This window comes from Algoriphagus aquimarinus (assembly GCF_900112005.1).
Lineage (GTDB): Bacteria > Bacteroidota > Bacteroidia > Cytophagales > Cyclobacteriaceae > Algoriphagus > Algoriphagus aquimarinus.
The window spans coordinates 22,665-47,284 of record NZ_FOKK01000002.1 but is presented as its reverse complement, the minus strand read 5'-3'; the positions used below and the strand labels follow the sequence as shown (position 1 = coordinate 47,284).

Below are 24,620 nucleotides of genomic sequence, written 5' to 3'. Positions count from 1 at the left end.
ATATATGTCCATACTAGCATTTCAAATGCCCGAAAAAGTGGTAATGGAAAAAGCCGATGACTTTCATGGCTTATTCACTTTCAAACCACTGGAAAAAGGCTATGGAGTTACAATCGGTAACGCCCTGAGAAGAATTTTGCTTTCTTCCTTGGAAGGTTATGCCATCACTGCTATCAAGATTCCTGGTATAGTGCATGAGTTTTCGACCATCGAAGGCGTAGTTGAAGACGTTACAGATATTATTTTGAACCTAAAGCAGGTGCGATTCAAGAAGGTGCATGAGGCATTTGACGGAAAAATCACTGTTGAAATTAAAAATCAATCTGTTTTCACTGCAGGGGACATTGCTAAGTTCACTTCTTCTTTCGAAATCTTGAACCCAGAGTTGGTGATCTGTCATATAGACGAGACCAAAAACTTTGAGATCGAATTGACGATGGAAAAGGGAAGAGGGTATCTACCAGCTGAAGAATCCAAACCAAAAGAGCAGATTTTCGGTACTATCGCTATCGATGCAGTTTTCACTCCTATTAAGAATGTGAAATACAGTGTTGAAAATACGCGTGTAGAGCAGAAAACTGACTTCGAAAAATTGATCATGGAAGTTTCGACTGACGGTTCTATCCACCCGGAAAAAGCCCTTCAGGAATCTGCCAAAATCCTTATCCAACACTTTATGTTGTTCTCTGACCAGACTATGGTTCTTGATTCAACAGGAGTAGCAGAGCCGGAGCCAATTGACGAAGAATTCTTGCACATGAGAAAGCTTCTTAAGACGTCTTTGAGTGACCTTGACCTTTCGGTTAGAGCATTCAACTGTCTTAAAGCTGCTGACGTGAAGACTTTGGGCGACCTTGCCAAGCTTGAAATTTCTGACATGATGAAATTCAGGAACTTCGGTAAGAAATCCCTAGCTGAGCTAGAGCAACTCATTCAGGAAAAAAGTCTAACCTTCGGGATGGATATTTCTAAGTATAAACTTGATGAAGAATAAATAATAATGAGACACGGTAAGAAATTTAACCACCTTGGAAGGAAGGCCGCTCATAGAAAAGCAATGCTTTCTAATATGGCAACTTCGCTGATTCTTCACAAGCGTATCTCAACCACGCTTGCCAAGGCAAAAGAATTGAAGAAGTATTTGGAGCCTCTGGTAACAAGAGCTAAGGAAGATACAACACACAATAGACGTATGGCTTTCGCTTATTTGAAAAATAAGGAAGCTATCATCGAACTATTTGGTGAAGTAATCTCTAAAGTAGCTACTCGTCCAGGCGGATACACTAGAATTATTAAAACTGGTTTCAGATTAGGTGATAACGCAGAAATGTGTATCATCGAATTGGTAGACTTCAACGAATTGATGTTGAAAGACGCTCAGCCTGCTAAGAAAACTACCAGAAGATCTCGTAGAGGTACTGGTAAAGCAGCAGGTGCTGAAGATACTGCAGCTGCGGTTGCACCAGCTAAAGAAGAAGCTCCTGCAAAGGATGCTGAAGAGCCTAAGGCTCCTGAAGCTTCTGCTGATTCAGCGGAAGAAGAAACTGATAACAAATAAGTTGATCAGTGACTTCACGATATTGAAAGGATTGGACATTTGTTCAATCCTTTTTTTATACCCTTTTCATTTATCTTCCTTCCCAATAAATATTTAACTTTGGGCAATTACTTAGCAAAATGATCAAACAAAAAGCGACTTTACTCTTGGCCGACGGAACGGTCTTTCACGGATCCTTAATTGGTAATCCAGGCACTAACGGTGGTGAGATTTGTTTCAACACTGGAATGACCGGATATCAGGAAATTTACACCGATCCATCTTACACTGGACAAATCATTGTAACTACCACTTCTCATATCGGAAACTACGGTGTGATTGATGAAGAAGTAGAATCTGATCATCCTACTATAGGTGGTATTGTAGTCAATACTTTCTCTGATGTTTATTCTAGACTTGATGCTTCAGGTTCTCTTCAAGATTACCTTGTGAAGAATGGTATCACAGGAATTGCAGATATAGATACAAGACAGCTTGTTAGACATCTTCGCTCGAAAGGTGCTATGAATGCAATAATCAGTTCAGAATTCCAAGATGATTTGGATGGTCTTCAAGCAAAACTGGACAAGGTGCCTAATATGGATGGCCTTGAACTTTCTTCTACAGTCTGTACTCAAGAGCCATATTTCTTCGGTGATGAAAACGCATCTATCAAAGTAGCTTGTATGGACTTTGGTATCAAGAAGAATATCTTAAGAAATCTTGCCGATAGAGGGGTGTATTGTAAAGTGTTTCCTGCAAAAACCAAGTTAGCAGAAATGGAAGAGTGGGCACCAAATGCCTACTTTCTATCTAATGGCCCTGGTGATCCTGCTGTAATGGAATATGCTGTACAAACTACACGTGATATCCTGGAAACTGGAAAACCTGTTTTTGGTATTTGTCTAGGCCATCAACTTCTCGCTGAGTCATGTGGTATTTCTACCTATAAAATGCACCATGGACACAGAGGATTGAATCACCCAATCAAAAATTTGGTGACTGGTAAAAGTGAAATCACTTCACAGAATCATGGTTTTAATATCACTCGTGAGGATACCGAGCAAAATCCAGACGTTGAAATCACTCACGTTCATTTGAATGATAATACGGTTGCTGGAATTCGTCTTAAAAACAAGCCTGCATTTTCAGTTCAATATCACCCGGAATCATCTCCAGGTCCTCATGATTCCCGCTACTTGTTTGACGATTTTATTTCTTTAATCAAAAAAAATTAATACCCTTAAACCTTTTAAAACTATGACGTTGATTCAATCAATTCATGCAAGACAAATCCTCGATTCTAGAGGAAACCCTACTATTGAAGTAGATGTATATACTGAAAATGGAGCTTTTGGACGTGCTGCTGTACCAAGTGGTGCATCTACCGGTATCAACGAAGCAGTAGAGCTTCGTGATGGCGACAAGGGCGCTTACATGGGCAAAGGCGTAATGAAAGCTGTTGCAAATGTAAACGACATCATTGCCTCTGAACTTGTAGGCTTTGATGTGTTTGAGCAAAACATGATTGATCAAATCATGATTGAGCTTGATGGCACGCCTAATAAAAGTAAACTAGGAGCAAATGCTATCTTGGGAGTTTCTCTAGCAGTAGCTAAAGCTGCAGCGATGGAGTCTAATCAGCCACTTTACAGATACATCGGTGGTGTGAATGCTAACACACTTCCTGTTCCGATGATGAATATCATCAATGGTGGTTCTCACTCTGATGCACCTATCGCATTCCAGGAGTTTATGATCCGTCCAGTTGGAGCACCAACTTTCTCAGAAGCTATGAGAATGGGTACGGAGATCTTCCACAACCTTAAGAAAATTCTTCATGACAAAGGTCTTAGCACTGCAGTAGGTGATGAAGGTGGATTTGCACCTAATTTCTCTGGAGGAACTGAAGAAGCACTTGGAAGCATTTTGGATGCAATTGAGAAAGCTGGATACAAAGCAGGCGATGATGTAACTATCGCATTGGATTGTGCAGCATCTGAGTTCTATGTAGATGGGAAATATGATTACACCAAATTTGAAGGTGCTACAGGTACCATCAGAAGCAGGGAAGAGCAAGTAGCATACTTAGCTGAACTTACTGAGAAATATCCTATCGATTCTATCGAAGATGGTTGTGCTGAGGAAGATTGGGCAGCTTGGGCTATGTTGACTGCTAAAATTGGTGATAAAATCCAATTGGTAGGTGATGATCTTTTCGTAACTAACGTAAAGTTCTTGAAAAGAGGAATCGAAGAGAAATCTGCAAATTCTATCTTGATCAAAGTAAACCAAATCGGAACATTGACAGAAACGATCAATGCAGTGAATCTTGCCCATAAAGCAGGTTTTACAGCAGTGATGTCACACAGATCAGGTGAAACTGAAGATTCTACTATCGCGGATCTTGCAGTAGCTTTGAATTGTGGACAGATCAAAACTGGTTCAGCTTCTAGATCAGATCGTATGGCTAAATACAATCAATTACTTAGAATAGAGGAGCAATTAGGAGACTCAGCTGTTTTCAACGGCAAGTTCTAATCCGAGCTTTTTAAAAATTATAGTTTTAAAGACAGCTTGCCTCGGTGAGCTGTCTTTTTTTTGCACCATTTTTGTACCTTGAAACGCATTAACAATCCTGTCCTATGAGCAAATACCTTAAGTACACCAAAAGTTTTTATTTTTTGGGACTCGTTTTTTTTATAGCATGGATGATTTTTATCGATTCAAATAATGTGGTCAACCAAATTAAATTGAGTAATAAACTTGGACAACTCGAGGATCAGAAAGAGTTTTATTTGGAGAGAAGGGAGAAAATTAAAATTGAACGCGAGGAGTTGATGAGTAATCCTGAACTCTTAGAGAAGTTTGCCCGTGAAAAGTACTTAATGAAAAAAAATACTGAAGACCTCTATGTCATTGTTAAAAAGTAAATATCTATTCCTTTTTTTGCTTGCATTTGGGTTGTCCCAAACTACTTCTTTTGCTCAGAGAGAAATCTATTCAGACTCAACTGCATTAAAAGATCGCCTGTACTATGGAGGTAATTTTGGGATGCAATTCGGCTCCACTACTTTAATTGAGATTTCACCCATCATCGGAGTGATGATCACTCCTAAGTTTTCATCAGGAGTTGGAGTTACTTATCAGTATTTCAAGTCCAGGTATTATTATGGTGGCCAATCAACATCTTATGGAGGTAGAGTTTTTTCTCGCTACAATATCCTCCCTAATATATTTGCTCATGCAGAATTTGAATCCATAAATTTCGATCATTTAGGTTATGGCAAAACTGAGTACGAGCGGATATGGGCTAATTCCTTGTTTTTAGGAGGCGGTTATTTTGCTCCATTTGGATCTCGGGGTGGGGCTAATTTCACTTTTCTCTACAATGTGCTGCACGACAATCTTCGTTCTCCCTATGGTGAACCATACGTGATCCGTGTTGGTTTTGTGCTTTAAATACCCTACCACATTTACATGGACTCATTTGTTTTAAAATTATACAAAGCTCATCAAGACTGCTCAGAATGTCCTTCGCCTAAGGTAATTCAGCAGTTTTTTGAAGATGTACTTGGATTGCTTTTTCCTGAATACACAGTTGAGAAAATAAATGATAAATCTCAGATAGAAGCCTCTCTAATTCTCTTGAAAGGAGACCTGTCTTCTATACTGGATCGAAACCCTCACTTACATACTGGAATTGGGTCAAAAATAGCAGATGTTTTTTTCGCTAACCTCGAACAGGTTTTTGATTGGATACATCAGGACGTAGATGCCATGTTTGCAGGTGACCCAGCTGCCAAATCCAGAACGGAGATACTTAGGAGTTACCCTGGCTTTTACGCCATCTCAGCTTACAGAATAGCACATTCTCTGCATGGATTAGGAGTGAATTTGATTCCAAGGATGATTACTGAGTTTGCTCATAGTCGTACGGGGATTGATATTCACCCAGGAGCGACCATTGGTCAATACTTCTGCATAGATCACGGAACTGGTGTTGTGATTGGGGAAACGACTATAATCGGTGACCACGTAAAGATATATCAGGGAGTGACGCTGGGGGCATTGAGTGTGGATAAGGCCGATGCAGATAATAAGAGACATCCAACTATAGAGGATGATGTGGTGATTTATTCTGGAGCTACAATTTTAGGAGGAAATACGGTAATAGGGAAAGGCAGTGTGATAGGAGGAAATGTTTGGTTGACCAAAAGCGTGGCGCCTAGAAGTAAAGTCTACTACCAGACACAAATGTACCATGCAGATTCTGCAGTGACAGATATGTATGTTTTCAAAAATGACCAAGATGAAATGAGTCAATAAAATTTTATTCATGGATTTGCAAAATGAATAAAATTCTAGTGCGCGAATTCAATGCGAGTAAATAACGATCAATACTAAACGCATGAAACTATTTGAACTAATAGGTAATACACCTTTAATACAACTCGAGCATATTCCAGTTAATCCAAAAGTTAAGATTTTTTGTAAACTGGAAGGGCAAAATCCAGGTGGAAGTGTGAAAGATCGCGCTGCTTACAATATGCTCAAGACTGCGATGGAACGGGGCGAAATCAAATCCGGAGATAAGCTGGTAGAGGCAACAAGTGGCAACACGGGAATTGCATTAGCTATGGTTGCCAAGGTCCTTGGGTTAGAAATGACCCTAATTATGCCTGATAACTCCACCAAGGAGCGGGTGATTTCAATGGAAGCTTATGGAGCAACAGTGATATTAACACCAGCAGCGAAGACAATTGAATATTCCAGAACCCTGGCTGAGCAGATGAGCAAAGAAGGGTACTTTATGCTTGATCAGTTTGGGAATCCAGATAATTACCTTGCCCATTATAAGACTACCGGTCCAGAAATATGGGAAGATACGGATGGTGAGGTTACCCATTTTGTTTCAGCAATGGGGACTACTGGTACTATTATGGGGGTTTCTAAATATTTGAAAGAAAGAAATCCTGCTATTCAAATTGTAGGTACTCAACCGACAGATGGATCTAGTATCCCAGGAATTAGAAGATGGTCACCAGAGTTTTTGCCTAAAATATTTGATCCAAGCAGAGTAGATCAGGTAATTGACGTGAGCCAAGACCAAGCAACTGAGATGACGAGAAGAATGGCTAGAGAAGAGGGGATTCTTGCCGGAATGAGTAGTGGGGGAGCATTGCATGCAGCAATTGAACTTGCTAAGACTTTAAAAGAAGGTGTTATTGTTTGCATCACCTGCGACCGTGGTGATCGTTATTTGAGCTCTGACCTATTCGGTTGATGAAAAGTCACTAAACAGCTTCTTATTATTTAGTGTCCATTCCTTTCGTGATGGGTATTCTTAGGCATCTATTTCCCCGATTTAGGTATTAATAGACTTTGTTTATTGAGTCAATATTTTTTTAGGTAATAAGATTCAAACTTCAAACCCTCTCTATTGCTCCAAATTCGCGTTTTTTGTCCAGTGTGATAGCTGCTACAATTCAAAATGTAATTCGGCAGTTAGTTTGTTTTATTTAAAGTGTCTCGTAAAGGGAATATTTGAACATAAAACCAACAATAGCATGAACTCAATAGATAGCAATCAAGAAGGAAAACATAAACAAAATTATGTGGGAGCTGACGCAGTCGAAAAAATCCGTGAACTGATCGATAAATCAGGTTCATGTTTTTTTGTTACCTCTACCACATTAAATAATTCACATAAATCTCGTCCCATGTCAGTGCAGAAGACGGATGAGACTGGTAATATCTGGTTTCTAAGTGCAAAAGATAGCATGAAGAATATGGAGATTAAAGTTGATACAGATGTGACACTTTATTTCCAAGGTTCTTCTTATTCAGATTTCTTAGAGCTAAATGGTCACGCCGTAATCACGGATGACAAAGCAAAAATTGAAGAACTTTGGGATCCTACAGTGAAAGCATGGTTTACCGAAGGAAAGGATGACCCTAGAATATCTGTAATCCAATTTATACCTGACAGTGGTTACTATTGGGATAATAAGCATGGTAATACCGTGGCTGGTATCAAGGTTTTGATAAGTGCGATATCAGGCAAAACAATGGATGACTCCATTGAAGGAACTTTAAAAGTGTAATTGGGGACACTTTTGAGTTCATTATGTGATCCAGGAAACTGGATCACATTTTTTTTGGGTCTATACCTGCAAGGACCACCAAAATACAACAAGTCAAAGGTGTTCTAGTGAGTAGCTCCTTCGCTTATAATGAAGTTATACCATTGCGGCTTTCCTCTAAAAGCAGATCCATAATGCTTGTTACTAGAAGTCAGCTTAAAATAAACAAGCACGATAGTTTTTCGCCGAGCCATTTCACCATCATGAGATAACTAGATTCTAAAGAAGATTTTCTTTTTATATAGGAAGTAGCATAAATACCACATCGCACCTAGCGTCAGAAGTGCAGTTATAATGGCCACTGCAGATTCACCCATGCCAAGCGCATGTAAAGTGCCTCCACTAAAAATCTCTATGAAGCCATACAGCCAGCGGTGCCCGAGAATCTCTGCAAAGAGATAAATGAATATCGAATTCATTCCTACCACCACAAAAGGAAACACCCAAGAATTAATCTTTTTGACATCAACTAGCCAATAGGTAAAGGCCAAGGTCAAAATTGCCCAACCCCCAGCAGCAAATGCAAAAGCAGTGGTGCTGATTCGTTTGACAATGGGAGTGATTCCTGCTAAGTCTAATCCATATCCAATAACCAGCCCAGCTAAAGCTGCGATTAACAGGAGTTTGATTTTCTCATTTCCAGACTTGGAAGATAAAAGTAAATTCCCGCAGATAGCTCCCCATATCGTGTGTGCAGCAGTTGGGATGATATTAATAGCCACCCAGCCTCCATTATTGATTTTCCCCATCAGGATTTGATCTATATAGTTTCCGAAGTTTGCTCCATGCTCAAAGGGTGCCTCTGGATTATAGAGGCGGTACAGCATTTCAGTCAAAACAAGTAAACCTAGGGAAACACCTAGTTGTACCTTCCATGATCTATCGAGCAGGAAGTAGGTGATCAAAATGGTAAATGATAATTGCGTTAAGACATTCCAAAGTTCAAAAACGAGTTTGCCTGCATAGACACAATGAAGTCCTGTTCCGAACAGAAATAGGAGTAAACAGCGCTTGAGGATGTGACGAGTTACTTTTCCACGATCACTTGCAACAGCCATTCTTTTGTTAAGCGAAAATGGCATAGCTACCCCAACTATAAACATGAAAAAGGGTTGAATCAAATCCCAGAACCGAAGTCCATGCCAAGGATGATGGGTAAATTGGATGAAAAAATTATGAAGAAATGTTCCTTCAGGATTAGCTTCAAGTAGTGTGTGATACACCGAAGCAGCCTCTGCGACTAATAAAAACATGGTTATTCCGCGGAATACGTCTAAGGAAACAAGACGGTTTTGTCCAGAAAGCTTTAGGTTACTCATTAATTAGGGTTTAAAGTCGGTGGTAATTCTAAGATAGAGAATAGTAGAATGAAATTAACCCTAAACTTGATCAGTGGATTATTGAAAAAGAAAAGGCGCTGTGAATGCGCCTTTTCATGATTGATTTACTAGTCTCTAATCCATTTACTCATTTTTGGAAATTCCGATGACTCGCAAAGTCCCATCCAAACCAAAAGTGGTAATCCTTTGTATTCACCATGTTCATAACTAGCGATAAGCATATCAGCATCTCCTTTATATCCTACAGGATGAAAAACTACTTCTGGTTTAAGATTTAAGTGCTTCAAGGCAGCATAAGACCAGAGCATGACAGCCATTTCATTGTCCTGACCCGGAGATCTATATTCTTTCACGTCTCCTACAATAGTTTCTCGCTCATCCTCTGTCATCAGTGCAATATGTCCTGCCTGATGCAGCAAATCTCCTGGATACAATAGATTTTTGGGGTCATAAAGTAGTACTCCCTTGTTTATCTCAATTCCAGGTAAAACGGTATTGCCTAAAGATTGGGCTTTAGTTTGAATCCCAATTTCATTCAAAAAGTCTAGTATTATTTTGGTATTAGCAGCATCAACTTTTTGTGTTTCGGTTACCTCCTTTGCTTTGATTCCTCCAAATGCTCCAAAACACATGTTTTTGTGTAGAATCTCTACTTTGCTAAAACCTACTTCTTTCATCAAATCCAATTGATAATTCATAGATCGTGGCGAATCTTCTTTAGCTACATAGGCTAGTACTTTTTCTCTGTATTCTTTTCCTCCAATACCCTCTAAATAGTCTCCATAGCGCTCCCAAGTATAATCATTGAGCACTTCAGTGTCTTGGGTGATCAAATCAGAAATCATTAGACATCCTCCAGGTTTTAGAAGAGCAAAGAGCTTTGTAAAAGTCCTTTCCCAATCTTCATCTTCTCGTAAATGATGTAAAACGGCGCCTGCTAGGATGATGTCAAAGCTGGCTTCAGGGAGAAAAACATCACGTATATCTCCTTGGAAAGCTGAGACTTTTCCACTCGTTTCTTCAGAAACACGTTCCACTGCCTTTTCGAGCATTTTCCCACTGAGATCTACCAGTGTGCAGTTGAGTGCTGGTAATTTAGAAAGCATCATAAGTGAATAATTTCCCGCTCCACATCCTACATCCAAAATAGATTTAGCATTTGGGACGATGCGCTTTGCTGCTTCGGTGATTAGCTCCAAGGATATTTTGGCATCTATAGTCGCTACCTGACCGGTGTCAAGATTTGCGAAGCGTTCTACATCATTATCGAATCGTTCACGGATTTCAGTAGTACTGGACTTATTCATGAGATGAAAATGTATGGGATAAAAATGACTGAGTAAAGAATTCTCAGAATACTATAATTATAAATGTTGATCAAAAAGAATCATATTTCCATCGGGGTCTTTGACCATAAAGCTAGCCGGGCCAGTAGTGGTCTGGTCTGCTGGATTTATGATCTCAATGTCACTGTTCTTGAGTTTTTGCTGGATCTCCCTGATATCATTAAAGTCTTTTAAGGCTTGGGCATTGTCGTCCCAACCAGGATTGAATGTAAGTATATTGCCTTCAAACATCCCGTTAAAAAGACCGATCAACGTACTTTCATTTTTCATGATCAAGTAATTACTTTCCATAGATCCACCAAATTGAGAAAAGCCGAGGCTCTCGTAGAATTTCTTAGAGTTATCAAGATCTTTGACACTAAGGCTGACGGAAAACGCTCCTAATTTCATGGCTGTGGGGTTTATGTTTTGCGATGATACCTCGGGTTTGGAAGCGATAAAAGAATTAAAGAAAAAACCCAGACTAAAAGATACTGAAATCGCTGTTGCGAGAAGTGTGGTCTTGTTCATAGCCAAAGGTGTTGAAGTTAATGGATAAATTTTAAGAGGCTGATCATTGTACCTAAGTGTAGGGCTTCATGATAATTGTTGAAAGTGATCGCATCAGAAGCACTAGCCAGATGAAATCCTTTGGAGGTAGTGAACTCGTTGTAGGATTGAAATTTTCCTGATTCATAATCAGCTATAGTCTGATCAATAGGGGAGGTCAAAAGCTGTTTGAATAACTCCACTGTTTCCTGAGTTTCGTCCGACTCAGGTTTAGTCCCTGGCTTGTATTTCTGGAACAATTCATCTGATACATTTAAAGGAAGATCTGATAATCCGTAAACGAGTCGTTGCTGTACCACGATGACGTGCCCTATGTTCCAAATCAGGTTGTTATTGAATCCCGCTGGGATTTTATTCAATTGCTCTAGAGAATTATGTTCTAAGAATTTTGAGTAGATCGCGCGGTTGTTTTTCCAAATGTGGAATGAAGTATTCATGAGTAGTAGTAAGGGATTTGTTTATTGATTTTCTAGTTCGTAGCGTCTAAGTCGATTTTGGGTAGCAGTGAGTTCACTTTTTAGATCGTCTACTTTGCGAAGCAAATTAAAAATCACATCTATACCTTCTGGGTTAACTTCCAGTTCTTGGTGAATTCGGATCATTTTTTCCAGATCCGCTACTTTTTCCTCTGAGATAAAGCGCGTCTGCTCTACAGTATGAATTTCTATTAAACCCAAGCTGTAAAGTGAGTCCACAAATGAAACTTCGATCTCATAATGTGAACAAAGCGTTTCGATTACTATTAATTCTTGCTGTGCCATCTTATCGTAGTTTTTGGAGTTCTTCAAATAAGGCCTTCTCTTCTGTGGTCAGGTTTGTAGGGTTCTTGATCGAATAGGTGAGAGTTAAGTCACCGAATTCACCTTCTTTTTTATAGACAGGAAATCCCTTTCCCTTTAGCCTAACCTTAGTTCCATTTTGAGTTTCTGGAGCGACTTTCAATTTCACTTTTCCGTCAAAAGTATCCGCAATAATATCCCCACCAAGCAGTGCGGTGTATAGATCCACTTCAACAGTGGAATACAAATTGTCTCCTTCTCGAGTGAACTTCGTGTTATTTTTGATCACAAATTTGATATATAAATCACCGTTTGGTCCACCGTTGATTCCCGGTGACCCTTTGCCTTTTATCTTGATGGTTTGCCCATCTTCGATCCCTGCAGCTATGGTTAAGCGAATGTTTTCACCATTGACGGTGAGCACTTTTTTATGCGTCGTATAGGCATCATGAATGTCTAGTTCCAGCTGAGCGTTGAAGTCCTGACCTTTGAATTTAGTACTACGGCCTCCTTGTCGGAAGCCACCGTCTGATCCGCCAAACATGGATTCGAAGAAATCTGAGTAATCTGCTCCTCCGTAACTTTGTCCTCCAAATCCCGCACCTGGGTTTCCTTGGCCACGTTGCTGCCTGCCGGCTCCTCCCGCTTGCTCAAACTGATCAGCATGTTTCCAGTCTTTGCCATACTTATCATACTTTTTACGCTTTTCGGGATCACTGAGCACTTCATTTGCCTCATTCACTTCTGTGAATTTCAGTTCTGCATTTTTGTCGTCAGGGTTCACATCGGGGTGATATTTTCGAGCTTGCTTTCGGTATGCTTTTTTGATATCGGCTTCGCTAGCACTTTTATCTATGCCTAGGACGCTGTAATAATCTATAAATGCCATATTATTAGTGGTATTTATTTAAGGGTTGTAAAAATGGATGTAGAATGACGCGTAAGCCTTATTCATCTTCAATATACTGAGAATGCAAAGGATTGCCTGATGATAAGCGGAATTCAACGCAGTGAATTTTTAAATTCTCTGTATTATCTTTTGAATTTAGAAAGGATAACCTATCGCAAAATTGAATACTAAATTCTGTTTTCTCCAAGATCTGCTTCCGATGTCAAATGTATTTCCCCATCGCTCTCCTTCGTCCAAGTAGGGAACACGCAGCGGCGTAGCCAAATCAAATCGAATCACAAAAAACTGAATATCTACCCTTAGTCCTACTCCGGCACCCACAGCTAATTCACTCCACCAAGAAGAGGTGAATTTACCTCCAGGTAAGGCCTCATTTTCATTCATGAGCCAGACGTTTCCAGCATCCATAAAAAATGCGCCTTTCAGTAAGGATACAATTGGAAATCTATATTCAATGTTTCCCTCGATCCGGATATCACCGGATTGATCAAAGTAGGAATTGACATCAAAGTTTTCAGGGCGATAAGTCCCTGGGCCAATGGAGCGAATTCGAAATGCCCTCACACTATTAGGACCGCCAGAAAAATACTGTTTAATGTAAGGCAAAGACTGTGAGTTACCATAAGGCATGCCCCAACCAGCAAACAGACGAGTTGCTACAGTTTGCTTTTTGTCAATGTTCCAATGATACCTTAGGTCAAGGTCTATTTTTCCATATTGGGCATACTCTAGTCCTAGGAATTTCCCGTCATCGGTACCCGAGATTTTGTCGAGCAGGTGAACAGTATTTCCTGCAAAATCTAGCCCTAATCCTAAGAAATAACCGTGAGTTCGAAATCTGTCGTTTAGCTTGTTGTAGTTGAAAGTGTAATTAATTCCAGCTATGAAATTCTGATCAAAACTGCGCTTCAAAAATGGATTGTCATTTAATATCTGGTCAAATTCGGGCGAAGTTTTACTGAGATTTACCACACTCAGACTTAAAGGATTGATTTCATGGTATGCAAACTGATTTGCGTTCCAGAAGTAGCCATAGTTAGCAGAAATAGACTTCAGTCTATAAAGTCCACCTCTGCTCAGGTATTCCGCACTGATTCCCATCTTTGTTTTGGGTACTGAGTAACTGAATTTTTCTTTAATTGGAACAAAGAAAATAACCCGAGGGAAAATTAAATCCGCACCTAAGCCTAGCTCAAAAGATTGAAGACCTTTTCTGTTTTCTCCTCCAGCAATTTGAAATTCATAACCTGCTCTTCCCGTCAGATTCAATGTTTCTCCACCTTTGAATAAGTTTCGGTTTCTATAAATCAAATTCAAAGCTGGTCCAGCAAAGTTGTTGGATTTGGATACTGCTAGTAGCTCAGCACGTAATGACCTTTTTGTCATTGGAGACAGATAGATACTAGCTTTGAGATGTCCCAAGGAGTCACTGGATTCCAGTTCCTCATAGCGAAGATTTACAAACTTGTAATTTCCTATAGAACTGAGGCGATTGCTTGTAAGTCTTGAGAGCGTAGGGTTATATCTCTGATTATTTTCTATAAGTATATACTCGTTTAGCAATCTTGGCTTGAAGACAAAATTCCCTTGGATAAAGTTTTTGTCATCGTATATGGTTGTATCCAGCTTGTCCCCGTCCTCATCAATGGAGTAATTAGGGAACACGTTGATAGTATCAATTTTATAGGGAATAATGCCTTTGGCAGGGACATTTTTCTTTAGTCTCAAATAGAGCTTGAATAGACGAAGACTATCAGAAATGTTTGTGTCGGCTTCAAAGATCAGGAAGTCATTGTTGAAGTTGTAATAGCCCCTCTCTTTCAGTGTGGAATCGATGCGAGTTCGTTCAGCATTTAGCTTGTTGAGGTCAAATCTACTTCCAGAATCCAGACGGGTTTCACTCATCATTGCAATGATTTCCTTGTCGATTTCCAAACTATCCCGATCTACCACTACTTCTGTTAGGGTGTATGGAGTGGAAATATTTACAGTGTACGCTACTTCGGCAAATTGACCCTTTCGCGTCACCTCCGACATACTATTGCTGTAGAAAAAACCTCTGTTTTCTAGACGGTTTACTATCAAGTCTTCTGTTCTGCTAGGATTTACCTGACTAAAGTAAACAGGCTCTTGTCCGATTTTTTTATTCAGAAAGCGGTTGATGAATCCTGGCTTTTCCTTGGTTCCTTTATAGTGTGCCCATAGTCCTACATACATTCCAAAGATCTTACTGTTTGGCTCTGGTCTGAGCAAGTCTTCTAGCTCTTCCTCTACGTCATCCAGTCCCTTTATATCTTCCTTGGTATTTATTTCCAATGCAGCGCCTTTGTATAGAAACTCACCTTCTGGAATATATTTCTTTACGTTGCAGCTTAGGACTACTGCAAGTAGAAGTATAGTTAAAGTCGATATGAATCCTCTAGTCTTCATTTTTCTTTGATTCTTTGGCTGCCTTTTTCTCGTTTCTTGTCTCAGTTTTTTTCTCTTTTTTTCTCTTTTTTTCCAACTCCTCGATAGGATTAGTTTTGTTCTGATCTTTTGGGGATAAAGGCGCTTTCCATAACTCAGCGAATTCATTGAACTCACGGTTAAATATTAAACCGCCTCCCGTCACTACTAATTGTCCGTCTATGATACTTTGGAATTGATTTTTTCTAAAAGCACGGATTCTCCATCTACCATCCTCTGTCAGCATGTATTCAAAACTAATGTTTGCCAATATGGAATTGGCTTGCTGAGAATTTTGAGAGCTTCCCTCGAGATCGACTTGGCTACCTACCTGAACGATTAATCTATCGTCAAATAAAGTCTGCTGAGCATTAATATTGAGGTCGGTTCGGTTTTGAGCACTTCCGGATTGATAGTCCTGATAACTATCTACATCAAAGCCAACCTGAAAACCACTGTTTCCAAAAAGCCTGTTGGACAAGGCGTTCATTTGATCAGAAAGTATCTGACTCACACTATTCCTAGCAATAGATTCAGCTCCTCCTGTTGATCCATCACTTCCGGAAGATGGGAAGAATCTATTAAGGACTAGGAGGGAGAAAACCTGCTTATTAAGTTCATCTTCTTGCTCATTGATTTGCAATACTCTAGAGTATACATTTCCACCAAATGCCCCTCGTTGATTTTCAGGCATGTCCAGCGTAAAGGAAATTTCAGGTCTAAGCAACTCACCTTTGACATTGAGGTAGACTAGGAATGGCAATTGTTGCTGATACTGAGTCTTAGTCTCATTGTTACTGCCAGTGAGTTGAGAAGACATTAGTTCCGAGGCTCCAGTTTCTACTGTATAGATCGCTTGAATATCCATGCTCGCATCCATAGGATCTCCATTCCAAGTAATTCTACTTCCTTGGTTAATATCAAATTTCTTACTTACCAGATTATAGAGTGACATCTCATAATGTCCATCTGAAATTTCATAATTACCACTAAGTGTAATTCGTCCATTTGGGTTGATGTCCATTTGTAAGTTGGCGTCTCCTGACACCTGTAAGTTGTCTCCTGTCGCAGGATCAATTACGATAGTGAAGAGCGCCTCTGGATCTATATTGAGTAAGGCTCGTATGTCAAAGCCGGAAAAGGCACTTGTAGTTTCTTCAGTCTGTCTAGTCAGGATGTCATCAGGATTTTCTTTGTTGACAAAAAGAACTACGCCTTCTCTCTCTACCAAATCAAGCTGGGATTCGGGAATAATCACGGTCAAATCTGTATTGTTTTTGACACCTAGGCGAGCGTTTACTATTGGTAAAACCAAGTCACCTTTGATGGTAACGTCAGCATCCAGGGATGCTTTTCCATAAATCAGGTCACTTTCTTTATCTGTGGAATTCACAGCCATGAAATTGTCAGCTTTGAGTCTCAGGTCGAAAGAAGGATTGATGAAACTCTCGGTGAAGACTGTGCCGTCAATTGCGAATGTGTTATTCTCTGTATCCCGTAAAGTGAATTGATCAAAATAAACACCATCATTATCCACTCGTATAGTTTCGTTGGAAAGCAGGTATTTGGTGTTCAGTTCTGCAGGGATGAAAGAGGCTTCATTAAACTTAAAATCTCCTTGATAGAGTGGCTCGATAGTAGTCCCATTGGCAGTGACTTTGCCTGAAAGATATCCAGAGCCTTCTAGAATTTGACCTTGGGAAAGTTCAGCAATTTTTTGCATTTCGATTTTGTTCAAATCTAGCGTTATGTCAAATTCCCCGCCTGCCTCATCAGCCACAAATTCCCCGTTTAAGTCTAAGTCTAGTCCAGCATCTTTTATGGTAAGTGCTAAAATATAATTTCCTATACTCTTTGCGGTAGCTTCCAAATTCAGACTTCCCAGCGGTACGCCAAGAACTTTCAGGCTATCGACCTGTAGTTGTCCCATGAGTCCTGTAGCTCCAAAGGGGTTTTCTACCACTAGTTGACCATTCATTAATCCCCCAGCAATGATTTCTTCAGGATTAAACAGACTGGTAAAAGTGGATAGTCTAAATCCTTGAAATAGAAGAGCAATGTTCTCATCTGTAAACCCTTCTGCGTTATTCACCATGGAAAGTGCTTGATTGCCTTTAGAGAATTTAAAGTCTTTGAATTCTAGGCTTTCCCCAGAATATTTGACAAAATTTTTCTCAGGTATTGTCCATTCTTCTCCTTTTAAAATCAGATCTATAGAAGAAACATGGTAGCTGAGTGTATCACCATTGAGCCCAATATCTGAGGATACGTGATAGGTTCGCTCATCTTCTTCGTAGGAGTGGAAGTCAAAATATAATCTTGAATCAGCCAATTGACCAGTAAAGAAAGTTTTGTCCATACTTAACGGGCCTGATGTCAAATCCTGAAAACCTAAATAGAGGCGGAGTTCTTCCCTGTTTGATCTGATTCTCACTCCCAGACTATCCACTTCAGTGCCTGAGTAGTTGATATATGGGAACTCTATAGTGGCAGTCAGAGAATCTATGTTTTGGAAATAATCAGCTTTAATACTTGCTGAGTCAAACTGCTGCAAACCTTGAATGAGAACTTCTGAAAGTAAAGGATCGTCAGAAATTTTCAAATCCATATTCATGACAATATCCCGCTCATCAGTAAAAGCCAAGGTGTCAGACTTGTCCAGGTAATGGCGGAAATGAGCGGTTAGTGCTTCAAATAATTCGGTAGGGTTGGTATTTGTGCGTACGTATCCGTTAACCAGTTTGCTCGCAATGTCCACACTTGTAGAATCGTCTCTAACACTTGCAACAGTAGACATGGTGCCTAGAGGATAATTTCGGTTGTCATAGAGAATTGTCCCGTCCTGTAGCAGCGCATTTAGGTCAAACTCGTCCAGATTTCCTTCGAAATTTGCATCGAGTTTTAGCTGTGCTCGGGAGCTTTTTCCAGAAAGTCCAAGTTCATAAAAATCTGCACCTTTCAAATCTAGATTTAGATCGATTTTAGTATTCACTGAATCTAAATCCAATTTTGTCACTAAGGCAAAGTCCAAAAACTCTGAATCCAAACCAGCTTGTATGTCACCTGCTCCATCGACCAGTTTACCTTCCAGCTTCAGTCCGGAATAGTCAGAACCGTAAAGGCGAAGTCGCTCGAATGTGGAAGATAGTTCAGCATTCAAATTATTAAGATTGGAGCCAGAACCTTTGGCTATGATTTCAAAAGTCAGAGTATCAAGCTCTGGTTGCTTTAAGAGGGTGCCGAGTTGCAGTTGATTTACTTTTAAATTGGCATCAAAGGCAATCTGTCCGTTGTTTTGGTAACCTCCGTTTAGAAGGATGCTTCCCATATCTGTTTCTAAATCCAGATTAGCTAACAGGTCGTCAAGCATGCCATTGGCATTTCCTTTCAAGGTGATTTGTTCAGGGAATTTAATCCCATAATCTTCTTCCTTGATGAATTTCAGAAGAGTTTCACGGTTGGTCTGTAAGTTTAATTTTGGGAAATCAAATACAAGCAGGTCTACATCCATCGGATTTTGAACCTTGCCACGAGCATTGAAAATGCTTTCTCCCCAATTAAGATTCAGACTGGAGATGTTCATCGCTTTCAAGTCCCCATTTGCTGACAAATCCAGTATAATAGGAGCTTTTGCAAGTTCACGAATAAGCGTGTCCTGAGCCAGAGTTGGGTCAAAGAAATAGCCGTCACGTACGTCTATTGTGGATTCGTTTACAGTCAGATCAAACTTGAGCGTCTCGTAATCGTCGATGAGTGATTGGATGGAAGGATAGTCAAGCGAAATCTCTGCATCCAGTTTACTTCGGTTGGTAGTAAGTACGAAATCATCTAGCTGGGCTGAATTGCTTCCTGCTTCAAACCCAAAATGGAGTTCCTTTAGCTCAAAGCCACTGCCTTCATGAAAATGAAATTTCTGAAGTTTTGCGCCGACTTTTTTGTCTTTAAGAAATAAGTTCTCCGCTCCTAAAGTTAAGTTGGAGAGTACAATCACTTCTGGATTAAACTGGCCTTTTCTGACAGCAACCTCTGCGGATTTGTATACTATGTCAGTGGAATCAATTGATATTTTCTCAGCTTCCACGATCCAAACAGGCCATTCAAAAGGGGCAGATTCATTCGTAATTAGGGAGTCACTCTGCGAAGCAACGGAGAAATCATGGAAGAGAATTGTAGACTTCTCCATTGCCAGAGTTCTAAGCTTTACAGTCTGCGTGTGGAGATTTACCTCTGGTAGTTCTGCCAGTAAATTTCCAATATGAACTTGTGCTTCCTGTCGATCAGGGGCATTGATATAATCAGCTGTGACGTTAGTAAGCTGCAGTTCATCCAAGTTTAGGGTTGGCGGAGGAGTTTCCTCTGCTGATTCTTCAGAAGGCGGAAAAGGCTTAGTTTGGTGGTATTTGATCTGAGCGTTTTGAACAGCTACTTTTTTGATGTTGAACTCATATTTTTCCAAATCCAAGCCAGGTATAGTCACGTCCATTTCTCCAAGTAAAATGGACGCATCAATCCCCAATATTTCATCTACATAAGTGATATCAATATTTCGGAGGGAAATTGGAGAAAGTTTGATTTGGAGCGGTTTTGAAGAAGTGGTGTCCATTGCAACTTCTATAGCCCCCTCATTTTGGGTAGTGAAAGCCTCAATAAAAAAGAGGTAATTGAACTTCTCTGATTCGGTAGTACGATTTACACGGGCCACCAATCCATCCCAATCCAATTTGGTAATACTGATATTTCCTGTGGAAAGTAAGGGCGCAAAAGCAACTCCAGCTTCTAGATGTTTGGAGTAAAGTAAGGTGTCACCTTTGGGGTCTTCTAGGTATAAGTCTTCTAGGTAAATATTCCCGGAAAAAGTAACGAAAAGACGTTTTATAGACACTTCAGTGCCTGTTTTTCCAGAAACGTAGGAGGTAGCTTTGTCCACAATTATCCCCTGACCCCAAGGGCTACGGATAAATATGATCAAGGCAATTACGATCACCAGAATAACGGCGATAACAATACCCAGAATCTTCAAAAATTTACCGAAAAAGCGTTTAATGGAATTGAGCGTTTAACTAGTGTTTGTAAATATACTGGTCTTTAAACTACTATTGAGGCAATAAATAAGCCAGTTTAGTTATACTACGTTTACTTTTTAAACCTCAAATATGTCGGTTTGTTTGGGAGGCGTGGATAAGTTTTCTAAAAGTCAATTACCTTATTTTATAGGTGCGCATATATTCCGCCATTTCCTCGGGCGTCATTTTCTTGTCAGACCCGGGCGTAAGTTCGATGGCTTCCTGTATTGCCTTATCTGATCTGTCGATAAATTCTTTTGGTTTATTGCCATCTTTGATCAAGTCAAAAGCATCGTACAAATCACCTTTGGCGGTATATGCTCCATAGCTGAGTCTGTTCCCCTCGATAGAAATTAGCTGATACAATTGCGTGTTAGAAGCTGCGCGATCCATCCATTTGTCAGGCGTGAGATTGTACATTTTGGGACCACTTACAGATACCACATAAACTGGACCTTGGACTGCGGGATCCTGACTTGCTACTCCAGAAGGCAGATTTCTTCCTCTGCCATAGGAGTGGTCATGACCTTGGAGCACTAGATCAACTTTGTATTTGTCAAAAACAGGCTTGAAGGCTTCGCGAAATTCCTGATTGTCGCGCCCAGTGCCTGAGGAGTAAATAGGATGGTGAAAAGTAATGATTGTCCATTTTTGCGTGTTTTCAGAGAGTACTTTTTCTAGCCAATTTTTCTGTGTTTCCATTGACTTTTCATCTGAAACAATCTCTTGCGAGTTGAGTGAAATCATACGTAAATCGGAATAATCAGTGTAATATACTGTCTCTGAGAATTCCTTTGGACCATTTTCTGGAAGGGTAAATTGTTTTTTCCAATGGTAATCCAGAACCAAAGTTTCATCTTCTGCACGATCATATTCGTGATTGCCAGGAGTACTAATACTTGGGATCATAGCATTGATGAATCCGCCTGCATAGTTCCACTCGCCCCATTCCGAGTCAGACTGCGTGCTGTTGATCAAATCACCGGCATGTACCATGAAAGCTGCTTTGGGAAGGTTTGAATATGCCTGTCTGATGATTCTTGACCATTGGGATTTCAGGTTATTTTGGGCATCACCAAAGTAAATGAAGGAAAACGGAGTCCCTTTCTCAGGAGCAGTGGTGAATTGAAACCATTCTGACCAAGTGCCTTCACCTCCTACACGATAAGCATAGGTGGTCGCTGGCTGAAGATGTCGAAAAGTCACCGAGTGATAATTTGCTTGCACGCTATCTACATCGAGCACTTCCATTTTAGCATCAATGGTCTCCACGCTTTCTAAATATATAGGCGTATTTGGAGCAAGGATAACTTGCGCTTTGGAAGTGGCGACCTCTTTTGAAGTTCGCCAGGTGACCGACTGTGTGGTCATGGGATTATCAGACCAACTAAGAACGATTCGATCTGGGAATGCAGAAGGAAGGAATTTTTGGGCGAAAACGTTGGTGGAAAGTGCTAGAAAAAATAGCGTTGCAAAAGTGATTTTATAGTGCGCGTTCATCAAACTGAAGTTTTGTGAATTTAATATAACAAAGTACAGTCTAATAGCGCAGTATAAATTGAAAGTCGTGTTAAGGAATTCTTAAATCTATTTAGAGAGAAGGTGTACGATCTACTCGAGAACTCAAAGCCGACAAAATCAATCCTAGAATAACGGTAGTCAAAGTAGCCGGCCAATTCCAAAATGAAAACTGATTAGCAGAGAACTGGAATGCAAGGCTAGCTAGTCAAACTAAATATCCGTTCCGAGTTCTCATTGATCCAGATTTCACATCATAGCTACTTTTTCTTTCATCAATCAGCGGTCTGAAAAAATCCCAGTATTACCAGAGTAGAATTAAATCTAAAAGAAGTAAAAATGATAAAACATTGGGAGTTCCAATCCATTCCAAGGGAATCGTCACCATCAGAATATTTCCGATCAGGGGTAACTTCATGGGCTTTCAAAGTTGAGAGACTCTTAGGGGTGTCTCAGCGATAGAAGTGGGTTGAATTTTTTTAGTTGCTGGAGCGATGATTCATGCTCCTCCAACTTCCTTTTTTATTTAGAGAAGAGGGAACGAAATGCTGTTGCTTTTCATTTACTTTTGTATTGGATTTTAATACGAAGAGCTGGCTTTTCGTAAAGAAGTATGAAGAAAATTAATTCACTTATTTACCTATTCTATTACCTGCTGCTTTGGGTTATTCTACCCTCTACAGGTTTAGGTGCGCGGGTATTTGCAAGTGAATTAGGTGACCGTGACTATTATAGTATTACTAAGGGAGATGCTACAATTACTGATTTTCAGCATTGTGTCAATCCTGATTGGAATAGAGTAAGCAGGCAGGAGGCCAATGAGGATTGGCTGTCAGGGACGGGGCACTGGCCGGTCCTTTTCTCGTCAGTTTTTAAACCAAAGTTTGGCACTTCTGATGCTGAAGTTGTTAACTCATCTTTTTTGAGTACGCCGATTTTGGGGGCTCTCACAGCCAGCAGAATCATTTTCCCCTTCCATTATTTCTGGTAAAACGGATCGCAATTCAAGTTGACATTGCTACATCCTTCTGGCTTCTTTAAGTCAGCTAGGACTGATTATCCATTTTATCTATCCAACAATAATGAGTGAACTAACATTAATAATCTTATCAGTCGCATTGACTGTAATGGTGTGCCTACCATTAATTCTTAATAGCTTAAAACAAAAGAGTAAAGGCAATCTGCTGAAAGAGAAGCTCAAATCTGAGGCGCAAGTAAGTCATCTTAAGACAGGAGATTTTGAAACCTGGCGCGAAGCTTATTGCATAGGTTTGGATCAGGAAAACAACCATCTTCTATTTCTGAACTCTTTGGAGAATGAGACGCTTGTTCAGAAAATAGACCTGAGTCATATTCGACTTTGCCGCCCAATAAGAAACTTTCGCGAAACGAAAGCAGGCAAGGAGAAACGGCAAATCATCAATAAAGTCAGTTTGGTGCTAGATCAATTTGATGAACATACTAAGCCCCTTACAATTGATCTATATGACGAGGAGAAGAGTGATTATATGATCAACGAGTGGGAGCTAGCTCAGACTTGGTCTCAGAAAATAAATGATCGCAAAAATTAATTTCAAAGGGGAAGCTCAGCTTCCCCTTTCTTTTTTAGTCAGTTTTCAACTCTGCTAATTCTCTTTTAGTAAAATTCCTTATTTTGGTTGTCTAAACCTTTTTTTTACAATGGCATCAGCAAGTGAATTAGCAGCAGGGAGCAAGCTTACCCACCCAAAATTCGGCACAGGAATGATTCTTTCTGTGGACGATACGTTTTACAAAATTTATTTTTATAACAACGAAGAGATCAAAACACTCGCTAGAGACTATGAGGGATTCACGGTAGACGAAGCAAAAGTTCCTGATTTTCCCATGCTCACGATGAAAGATGTGGAGAAAGCGATTCGAGAAGCGCTGATGCAAACAGCCGAAAGAGCACCGATTGTACCGCTGGGTGGAAAATGGATGGGAGGGAACGTGGTATTTGAACCAAATGATGATTCACTGCAAGCCAAAGAAATTCCGATGGCGACCTTCTTTCATAAGATTGTAATGGTGCGCGAGAAACTTCGTGTGTTAGAGCAAAACATCAACAATCATCCAAAATTAGATGATGAAGATCGAGTTGGATTGCAGCAGTATATTACCCGTTGCTACGGTTCGCTTACTACTTTCAACGTACTCTTCGCTTATAAAGAAGATCAGTTTAAGGGAAGTGGGTCCTAAGAATTCGGTATATCTGATATGATACTTTAGATTCTTGCTCGGATCCGACTGAGAGTTTCTATAGTCATATCCAGAAAAGAAGCGATTTGGCCGACGGATGCCCTATGGATCACTTTGGGACGATATTGCATCAGTTCGAGGTATCTTTCCCTAGCTGTTTTGAATTTGTTGAATATCTGTTGCTCTTCGAGTACAATATAATATTGCTCCAAAATCATACGATAGGCTCGTTCCAATTCCGGGAAATCTAGAAAGCAAGATTGAAGACCTTCGTAGGAGATTTTGAAAACCTTGCTTTTCTCCATCGTCTCAATGTTTTCATAGGATGGTTTTCTGGTGATAAAAGAATGCATTGCTGTTACAAATTCCTCATCCAGAGTAAATGAGACAGTGATGTCCCTGTTGTCGCGGATGTAATAGCTCCTTGCAGACCCTTTCGCTACGAAGTAGAGGTACTTACTTACTTGACCTTCTTTTTCCAATAAAAAGCCTTTTTCTACTTCAAACTCTTCCAGATGATTTGCAAAAGCAGCTTTTGCTTCATCACTTGTGGTCGGAAATTTGCTAAATAGGCTTGAGAAATTTTCCATTTGTTAGTTACTAAAAAATTTAGGTTGCTGAACTAGGGTAGCAATCCTTCAATTAGTTTTACCAAGTTAATTTAAAGAGAAGTGAAGTAACAGTTACAATATTCCTGAAAATATCGATTTAAATAAATGTATTAAGATTTGAATTTTAACAATTAAACTCATCAAACAATTTTA

22 protein-coding genes are annotated in these 24,620 nt (G+C 39.9%); 12 read left to right on the top strand and 10 right to left on the bottom strand.

Features of this window, described 5'->3' with window-relative positions; genetic code table 11:
- Positions 1-4: 4 nt before the first annotated feature.
- The 9 genes from BM291_RS02570 to BM291_RS02530 all read left to right on the top strand — a co-directional run bounded on the left by BM291_RS02570 (position 5) and on the right by BM291_RS02530 (position 7,644).
- Complete coding sequence (locus tag BM291_RS02570; RefSeq protein ID WP_092894618.1) at positions 5-994, top strand: DNA-directed RNA polymerase subunit alpha; 990 nt, start codon at positions 5-7, stop codon at positions 992-994.
- Between the two features lie 6 nt (positions 995-1,000).
- Positions 1,001-1,558 (top strand): 50S ribosomal protein L17, encoded by a 558-nt coding sequence (gene rplQ, locus BM291_RS02565; RefSeq protein WP_092894617.1) that lies wholly within the window; start codon positions 1,001-1,003, stop codon positions 1,556-1,558.
- A gap of 119 nt (positions 1,559-1,677) precedes the next feature.
- Positions 1,678-2,775: a glutamine-hydrolyzing carbamoyl-phosphate synthase small subunit gene (carA, locus tag BM291_RS02560; RefSeq protein ID WP_092894616.1), complete on the top strand. Its 1,098-nt coding sequence runs from the start codon at positions 1,678-1,680 to the stop codon at positions 2,773-2,775.
- A 22-nt stretch (positions 2,776-2,797) separates the two neighbouring features.
- Complete coding sequence (gene eno, locus BM291_RS02555) at positions 2,798-4,078, top strand: phosphopyruvate hydratase (protein ID WP_092894615.1); 1,281 nt, start codon at positions 2,798-2,800, stop codon at positions 4,076-4,078.
- A gap of 104 nt (positions 4,079-4,182) precedes the next feature.
- Positions 4,183-4,470 carry an FtsB family cell division protein gene (locus BM291_RS02550; RefSeq protein WP_092894614.1) on the top strand — a complete coding sequence of 96 codons (288 nt, stop codon included), beginning with the start codon at positions 4,183-4,185 and terminating at the stop codon, positions 4,468-4,470.
- Positions 4,451-4,999 carry a hypothetical protein gene (locus tag BM291_RS02545; protein ID WP_092894613.1) on the top strand — a complete coding sequence of 183 codons (549 nt, stop codon included), beginning with the start codon at positions 4,451-4,453 and terminating at the stop codon, positions 4,997-4,999. The genes BM291_RS02550 and BM291_RS02545 overlap by 20 nt, the downstream gene beginning before the upstream one ends.
- An 18-nt stretch (positions 5,000-5,017) precedes the next feature.
- Entirely contained in the window at positions 5,018-5,866 is an 849-nt protein-coding gene (locus tag BM291_RS02540; RefSeq protein WP_092894612.1) for a serine O-acetyltransferase, read from the top strand.
- An 82-nt stretch (positions 5,867-5,948) separates the two neighbouring features.
- The gene (cysM, locus tag BM291_RS02535; RefSeq protein ID WP_092894611.1) at positions 5,949-6,824 is read left to right on the top strand and encodes a cysteine synthase CysM; all 876 of its coding nucleotides are present in this window, start codon (positions 5,949-5,951) and stop codon (positions 6,822-6,824) included.
- 283 nt (positions 6,825-7,107) lie between these two features.
- Positions 7,108-7,644: a pyridoxamine 5'-phosphate oxidase family protein gene (locus tag BM291_RS02530; protein ID WP_092894610.1), complete on the top strand. Its 537-nt coding sequence runs from the start codon at positions 7,108-7,110 to the stop codon at positions 7,642-7,644.
- 251 nt (positions 7,645-7,895) lie between these two features.
- Here BM291_RS02530 and BM291_RS02525 read toward each other — a convergent pair whose 3' ends face one another.
- The 9 genes from BM291_RS02525 to BM291_RS02480 form a co-directional block, all read right to left on the bottom strand.
- Positions 7,896-9,002 carry an acyltransferase family protein gene (locus BM291_RS02525; protein ID WP_092894609.1) on the bottom strand — a complete coding sequence of 369 codons (1,107 nt, stop codon included), beginning with the start codon at positions 9,000-9,002 and terminating at the stop codon, positions 7,896-7,898.
- Between the two features lie 128 nt (positions 9,003-9,130).
- A complete protein-coding gene (locus BM291_RS22205; RefSeq protein WP_245786755.1) occupies positions 9,131-10,330 on the bottom strand; it encodes a class I SAM-dependent methyltransferase in 1,200 nt (399 codons plus the stop codon).
- A gap of 57 nt (positions 10,331-10,387) precedes the next feature.
- Positions 10,388-10,879 carry a VOC family protein gene (locus BM291_RS02510; RefSeq protein ID WP_317045635.1) on the bottom strand — a complete coding sequence of 164 codons (492 nt, stop codon included), beginning with the start codon at positions 10,877-10,879 and terminating at the stop codon, positions 10,388-10,390.
- 17 nt (positions 10,880-10,896) lie between these two features.
- Complete coding sequence (locus tag BM291_RS02505; protein WP_092894607.1) at positions 10,897-11,355, bottom strand: DinB family protein; 459 nt, start codon at positions 11,353-11,355, stop codon at positions 10,897-10,899.
- A gap of 21 nt (positions 11,356-11,376) precedes the next feature.
- Positions 11,377-11,679, bottom strand: a complete 303-nt coding sequence (locus tag BM291_RS02500) for a chaperone modulator CbpM (protein WP_092894606.1) — start codon at positions 11,677-11,679, stop codon at positions 11,377-11,379.
- 1 nt (position 11,680) lies between these two features.
- Complete coding sequence (locus tag BM291_RS02495; RefSeq protein ID WP_092894605.1) at positions 11,681-12,586, bottom strand: DnaJ C-terminal domain-containing protein; 906 nt, start codon at positions 12,584-12,586, stop codon at positions 11,681-11,683.
- A 156-nt stretch (positions 12,587-12,742) separates the two neighbouring features.
- Positions 12,743-15,037 (bottom strand): translocation and assembly module lipoprotein TamL, encoded by a 2,295-nt coding sequence (tamL, locus tag BM291_RS02490; RefSeq protein WP_092894925.1) that lies wholly within the window; start codon positions 15,035-15,037, stop codon positions 12,743-12,745.
- Positions 15,027-20,075, bottom strand: a complete 5,049-nt coding sequence (locus BM291_RS02485) for a translocation/assembly module TamB domain-containing protein (RefSeq protein WP_245786754.1) — start codon at positions 20,073-20,075, stop codon at positions 15,027-15,029. Before BM291_RS02485 ends, tamL begins: the two co-directional genes overlap by 11 nt.
- Before the next feature lie 178 nt (positions 20,076-20,253).
- Complete coding sequence (locus tag BM291_RS02480) at positions 20,254-21,618, bottom strand: purple acid phosphatase family protein (RefSeq protein WP_092894604.1); 1,365 nt, start codon at positions 21,616-21,618, stop codon at positions 20,254-20,256.
- A 631-nt stretch (positions 21,619-22,249) separates the two neighbouring features.
- Here BM291_RS02480 and BM291_RS02475 point away from each other — a divergent pair.
- The 3 genes from BM291_RS02475 (at position 22,250) to BM291_RS02465 (ending at position 23,856) form a co-directional block, all read left to right on the top strand.
- Positions 22,250-22,627, top strand: coding sequence for a hypothetical protein (locus BM291_RS02475; protein ID WP_092894603.1), 378 nt, complete (start codon positions 22,250-22,252; stop codon positions 22,625-22,627).
- A gap of 91 nt (positions 22,628-22,718) precedes the next feature.
- Positions 22,719-23,207: a hypothetical protein gene (locus tag BM291_RS02470; protein WP_092894602.1), complete on the top strand. Its 489-nt coding sequence runs from the start codon at positions 22,719-22,721 to the stop codon at positions 23,205-23,207.
- A gap of 109 nt (positions 23,208-23,316) precedes the next feature.
- Positions 23,317-23,856, top strand: coding sequence for a hypothetical protein (locus BM291_RS02465; protein ID WP_092894601.1), 540 nt, complete (start codon positions 23,317-23,319; stop codon positions 23,854-23,856).
- Between the two features lie 26 nt (positions 23,857-23,882).
- Here the strand turns inward: BM291_RS02465 and BM291_RS02460 are convergent, their stop codons facing one another.
- Positions 23,883-24,446: a Crp/Fnr family transcriptional regulator gene (locus BM291_RS02460; RefSeq protein ID WP_092894600.1), complete on the bottom strand. Its 564-nt coding sequence runs from the start codon at positions 24,444-24,446 to the stop codon at positions 23,883-23,885.
- Between the last annotated feature and the right edge of the window lie 174 nt (positions 24,447-24,620).

Excerpts from the sequence above, each read along its gene's own strand:
- carA (WP_092894616.1), top strand. The coding sequence starts at position 1,678 with ATGATCAAACAAAAAGCGACTTTACTCTTGGCCGACGGAACGGTCTTT.
- BM291_RS02525 (WP_092894609.1), bottom strand. The coding sequence starts at position 9,002 with ATGAGTAACCTAAAGCTTTCTGGACAAAACCGTCTTGTTTCCTTAGAC.
- BM291_RS02505 (WP_092894607.1), bottom strand. The coding sequence starts at position 11,355 with ATGAATACTTCATTCCACATTTGGAAAAACAACCGCGCGATCTACTCA.
- BM291_RS02475 (WP_092894603.1), top strand. The coding sequence starts at position 22,250 with ATGAAGAAAATTAATTCACTTATTTACCTATTCTATTACCTGCTGCTT.
- eno (WP_092894615.1), top strand. The coding sequence starts at position 2,798 with ATGACGTTGATTCAATCAATTCATGCAAGACAAATCCTCGATTCTAGA.
- BM291_RS02530 (WP_092894610.1), top strand. The coding sequence starts at position 7,108 with ATGAACTCAATAGATAGCAATCAAGAAGGAAAACATAAACAAAATTAT.
- rplQ (WP_092894617.1), top strand. The coding sequence starts at position 1,001 with ATGAGACACGGTAAGAAATTTAACCACCTTGGAAGGAAGGCCGCTCAT.
- BM291_RS02470 (WP_092894602.1), top strand. The coding sequence starts at position 22,719 with ATGAGTGAACTAACATTAATAATCTTATCAGTCGCATTGACTGTAATG.
- BM291_RS02510 (WP_317045635.1), bottom strand. The coding sequence starts at position 10,879 with ATGAACAAGACCACACTTCTCGCAACAGCGATTTCAGTATCTTTTAGT.
- BM291_RS02540 (WP_092894612.1), top strand. The coding sequence starts at position 5,018 with ATGGACTCATTTGTTTTAAAATTATACAAAGCTCATCAAGACTGCTCA.
- BM291_RS02495 (WP_092894605.1), bottom strand. The coding sequence starts at position 12,586 with ATGGCATTTATAGATTATTACAGCGTCCTAGGCATAGATAAAAGTGCT.
- BM291_RS02550 (WP_092894614.1), top strand. The coding sequence starts at position 4,183 with ATGAGCAAATACCTTAAGTACACCAAAAGTTTTTATTTTTTGGGACTC.
- tamL (WP_092894925.1), bottom strand. The coding sequence starts at position 15,037 with ATGAAGACTAGAGGATTCATATCGACTTTAACTATACTTCTACTTGCA.
- BM291_RS22205 (WP_245786755.1), bottom strand. The coding sequence starts at position 10,330 with ATGAATAAGTCCAGTACTACTGAAATCCGTGAACGATTCGATAATGAT.
- BM291_RS02460 (WP_092894600.1), bottom strand. The coding sequence starts at position 24,446 with ATGGAAAATTTCTCAAGCCTATTTAGCAAATTTCCGACCACAAGTGAT.
- cysM (WP_092894611.1), top strand. The coding sequence starts at position 5,949 with ATGAAACTATTTGAACTAATAGGTAATACACCTTTAATACAACTCGAG.
- BM291_RS02545 (WP_092894613.1), top strand. The coding sequence starts at position 4,451 with ATGTCATTGTTAAAAAGTAAATATCTATTCCTTTTTTTGCTTGCATTT.
- BM291_RS02480 (WP_092894604.1), bottom strand. The coding sequence starts at position 21,618 with ATGAACGCGCACTATAAAATCACTTTTGCAACGCTATTTTTTCTAGCA.
- BM291_RS02570 (WP_092894618.1), top strand. The coding sequence starts at position 5 with ATGTCCATACTAGCATTTCAAATGCCCGAAAAAGTGGTAATGGAAAAA.
- BM291_RS02500 (WP_092894606.1), bottom strand. The coding sequence starts at position 11,679 with ATGGCACAGCAAGAATTAATAGTAATCGAAACGCTTTGTTCACATTAT.
- BM291_RS02465 (WP_092894601.1), top strand. The coding sequence starts at position 23,317 with ATGGCATCAGCAAGTGAATTAGCAGCAGGGAGCAAGCTTACCCACCCA.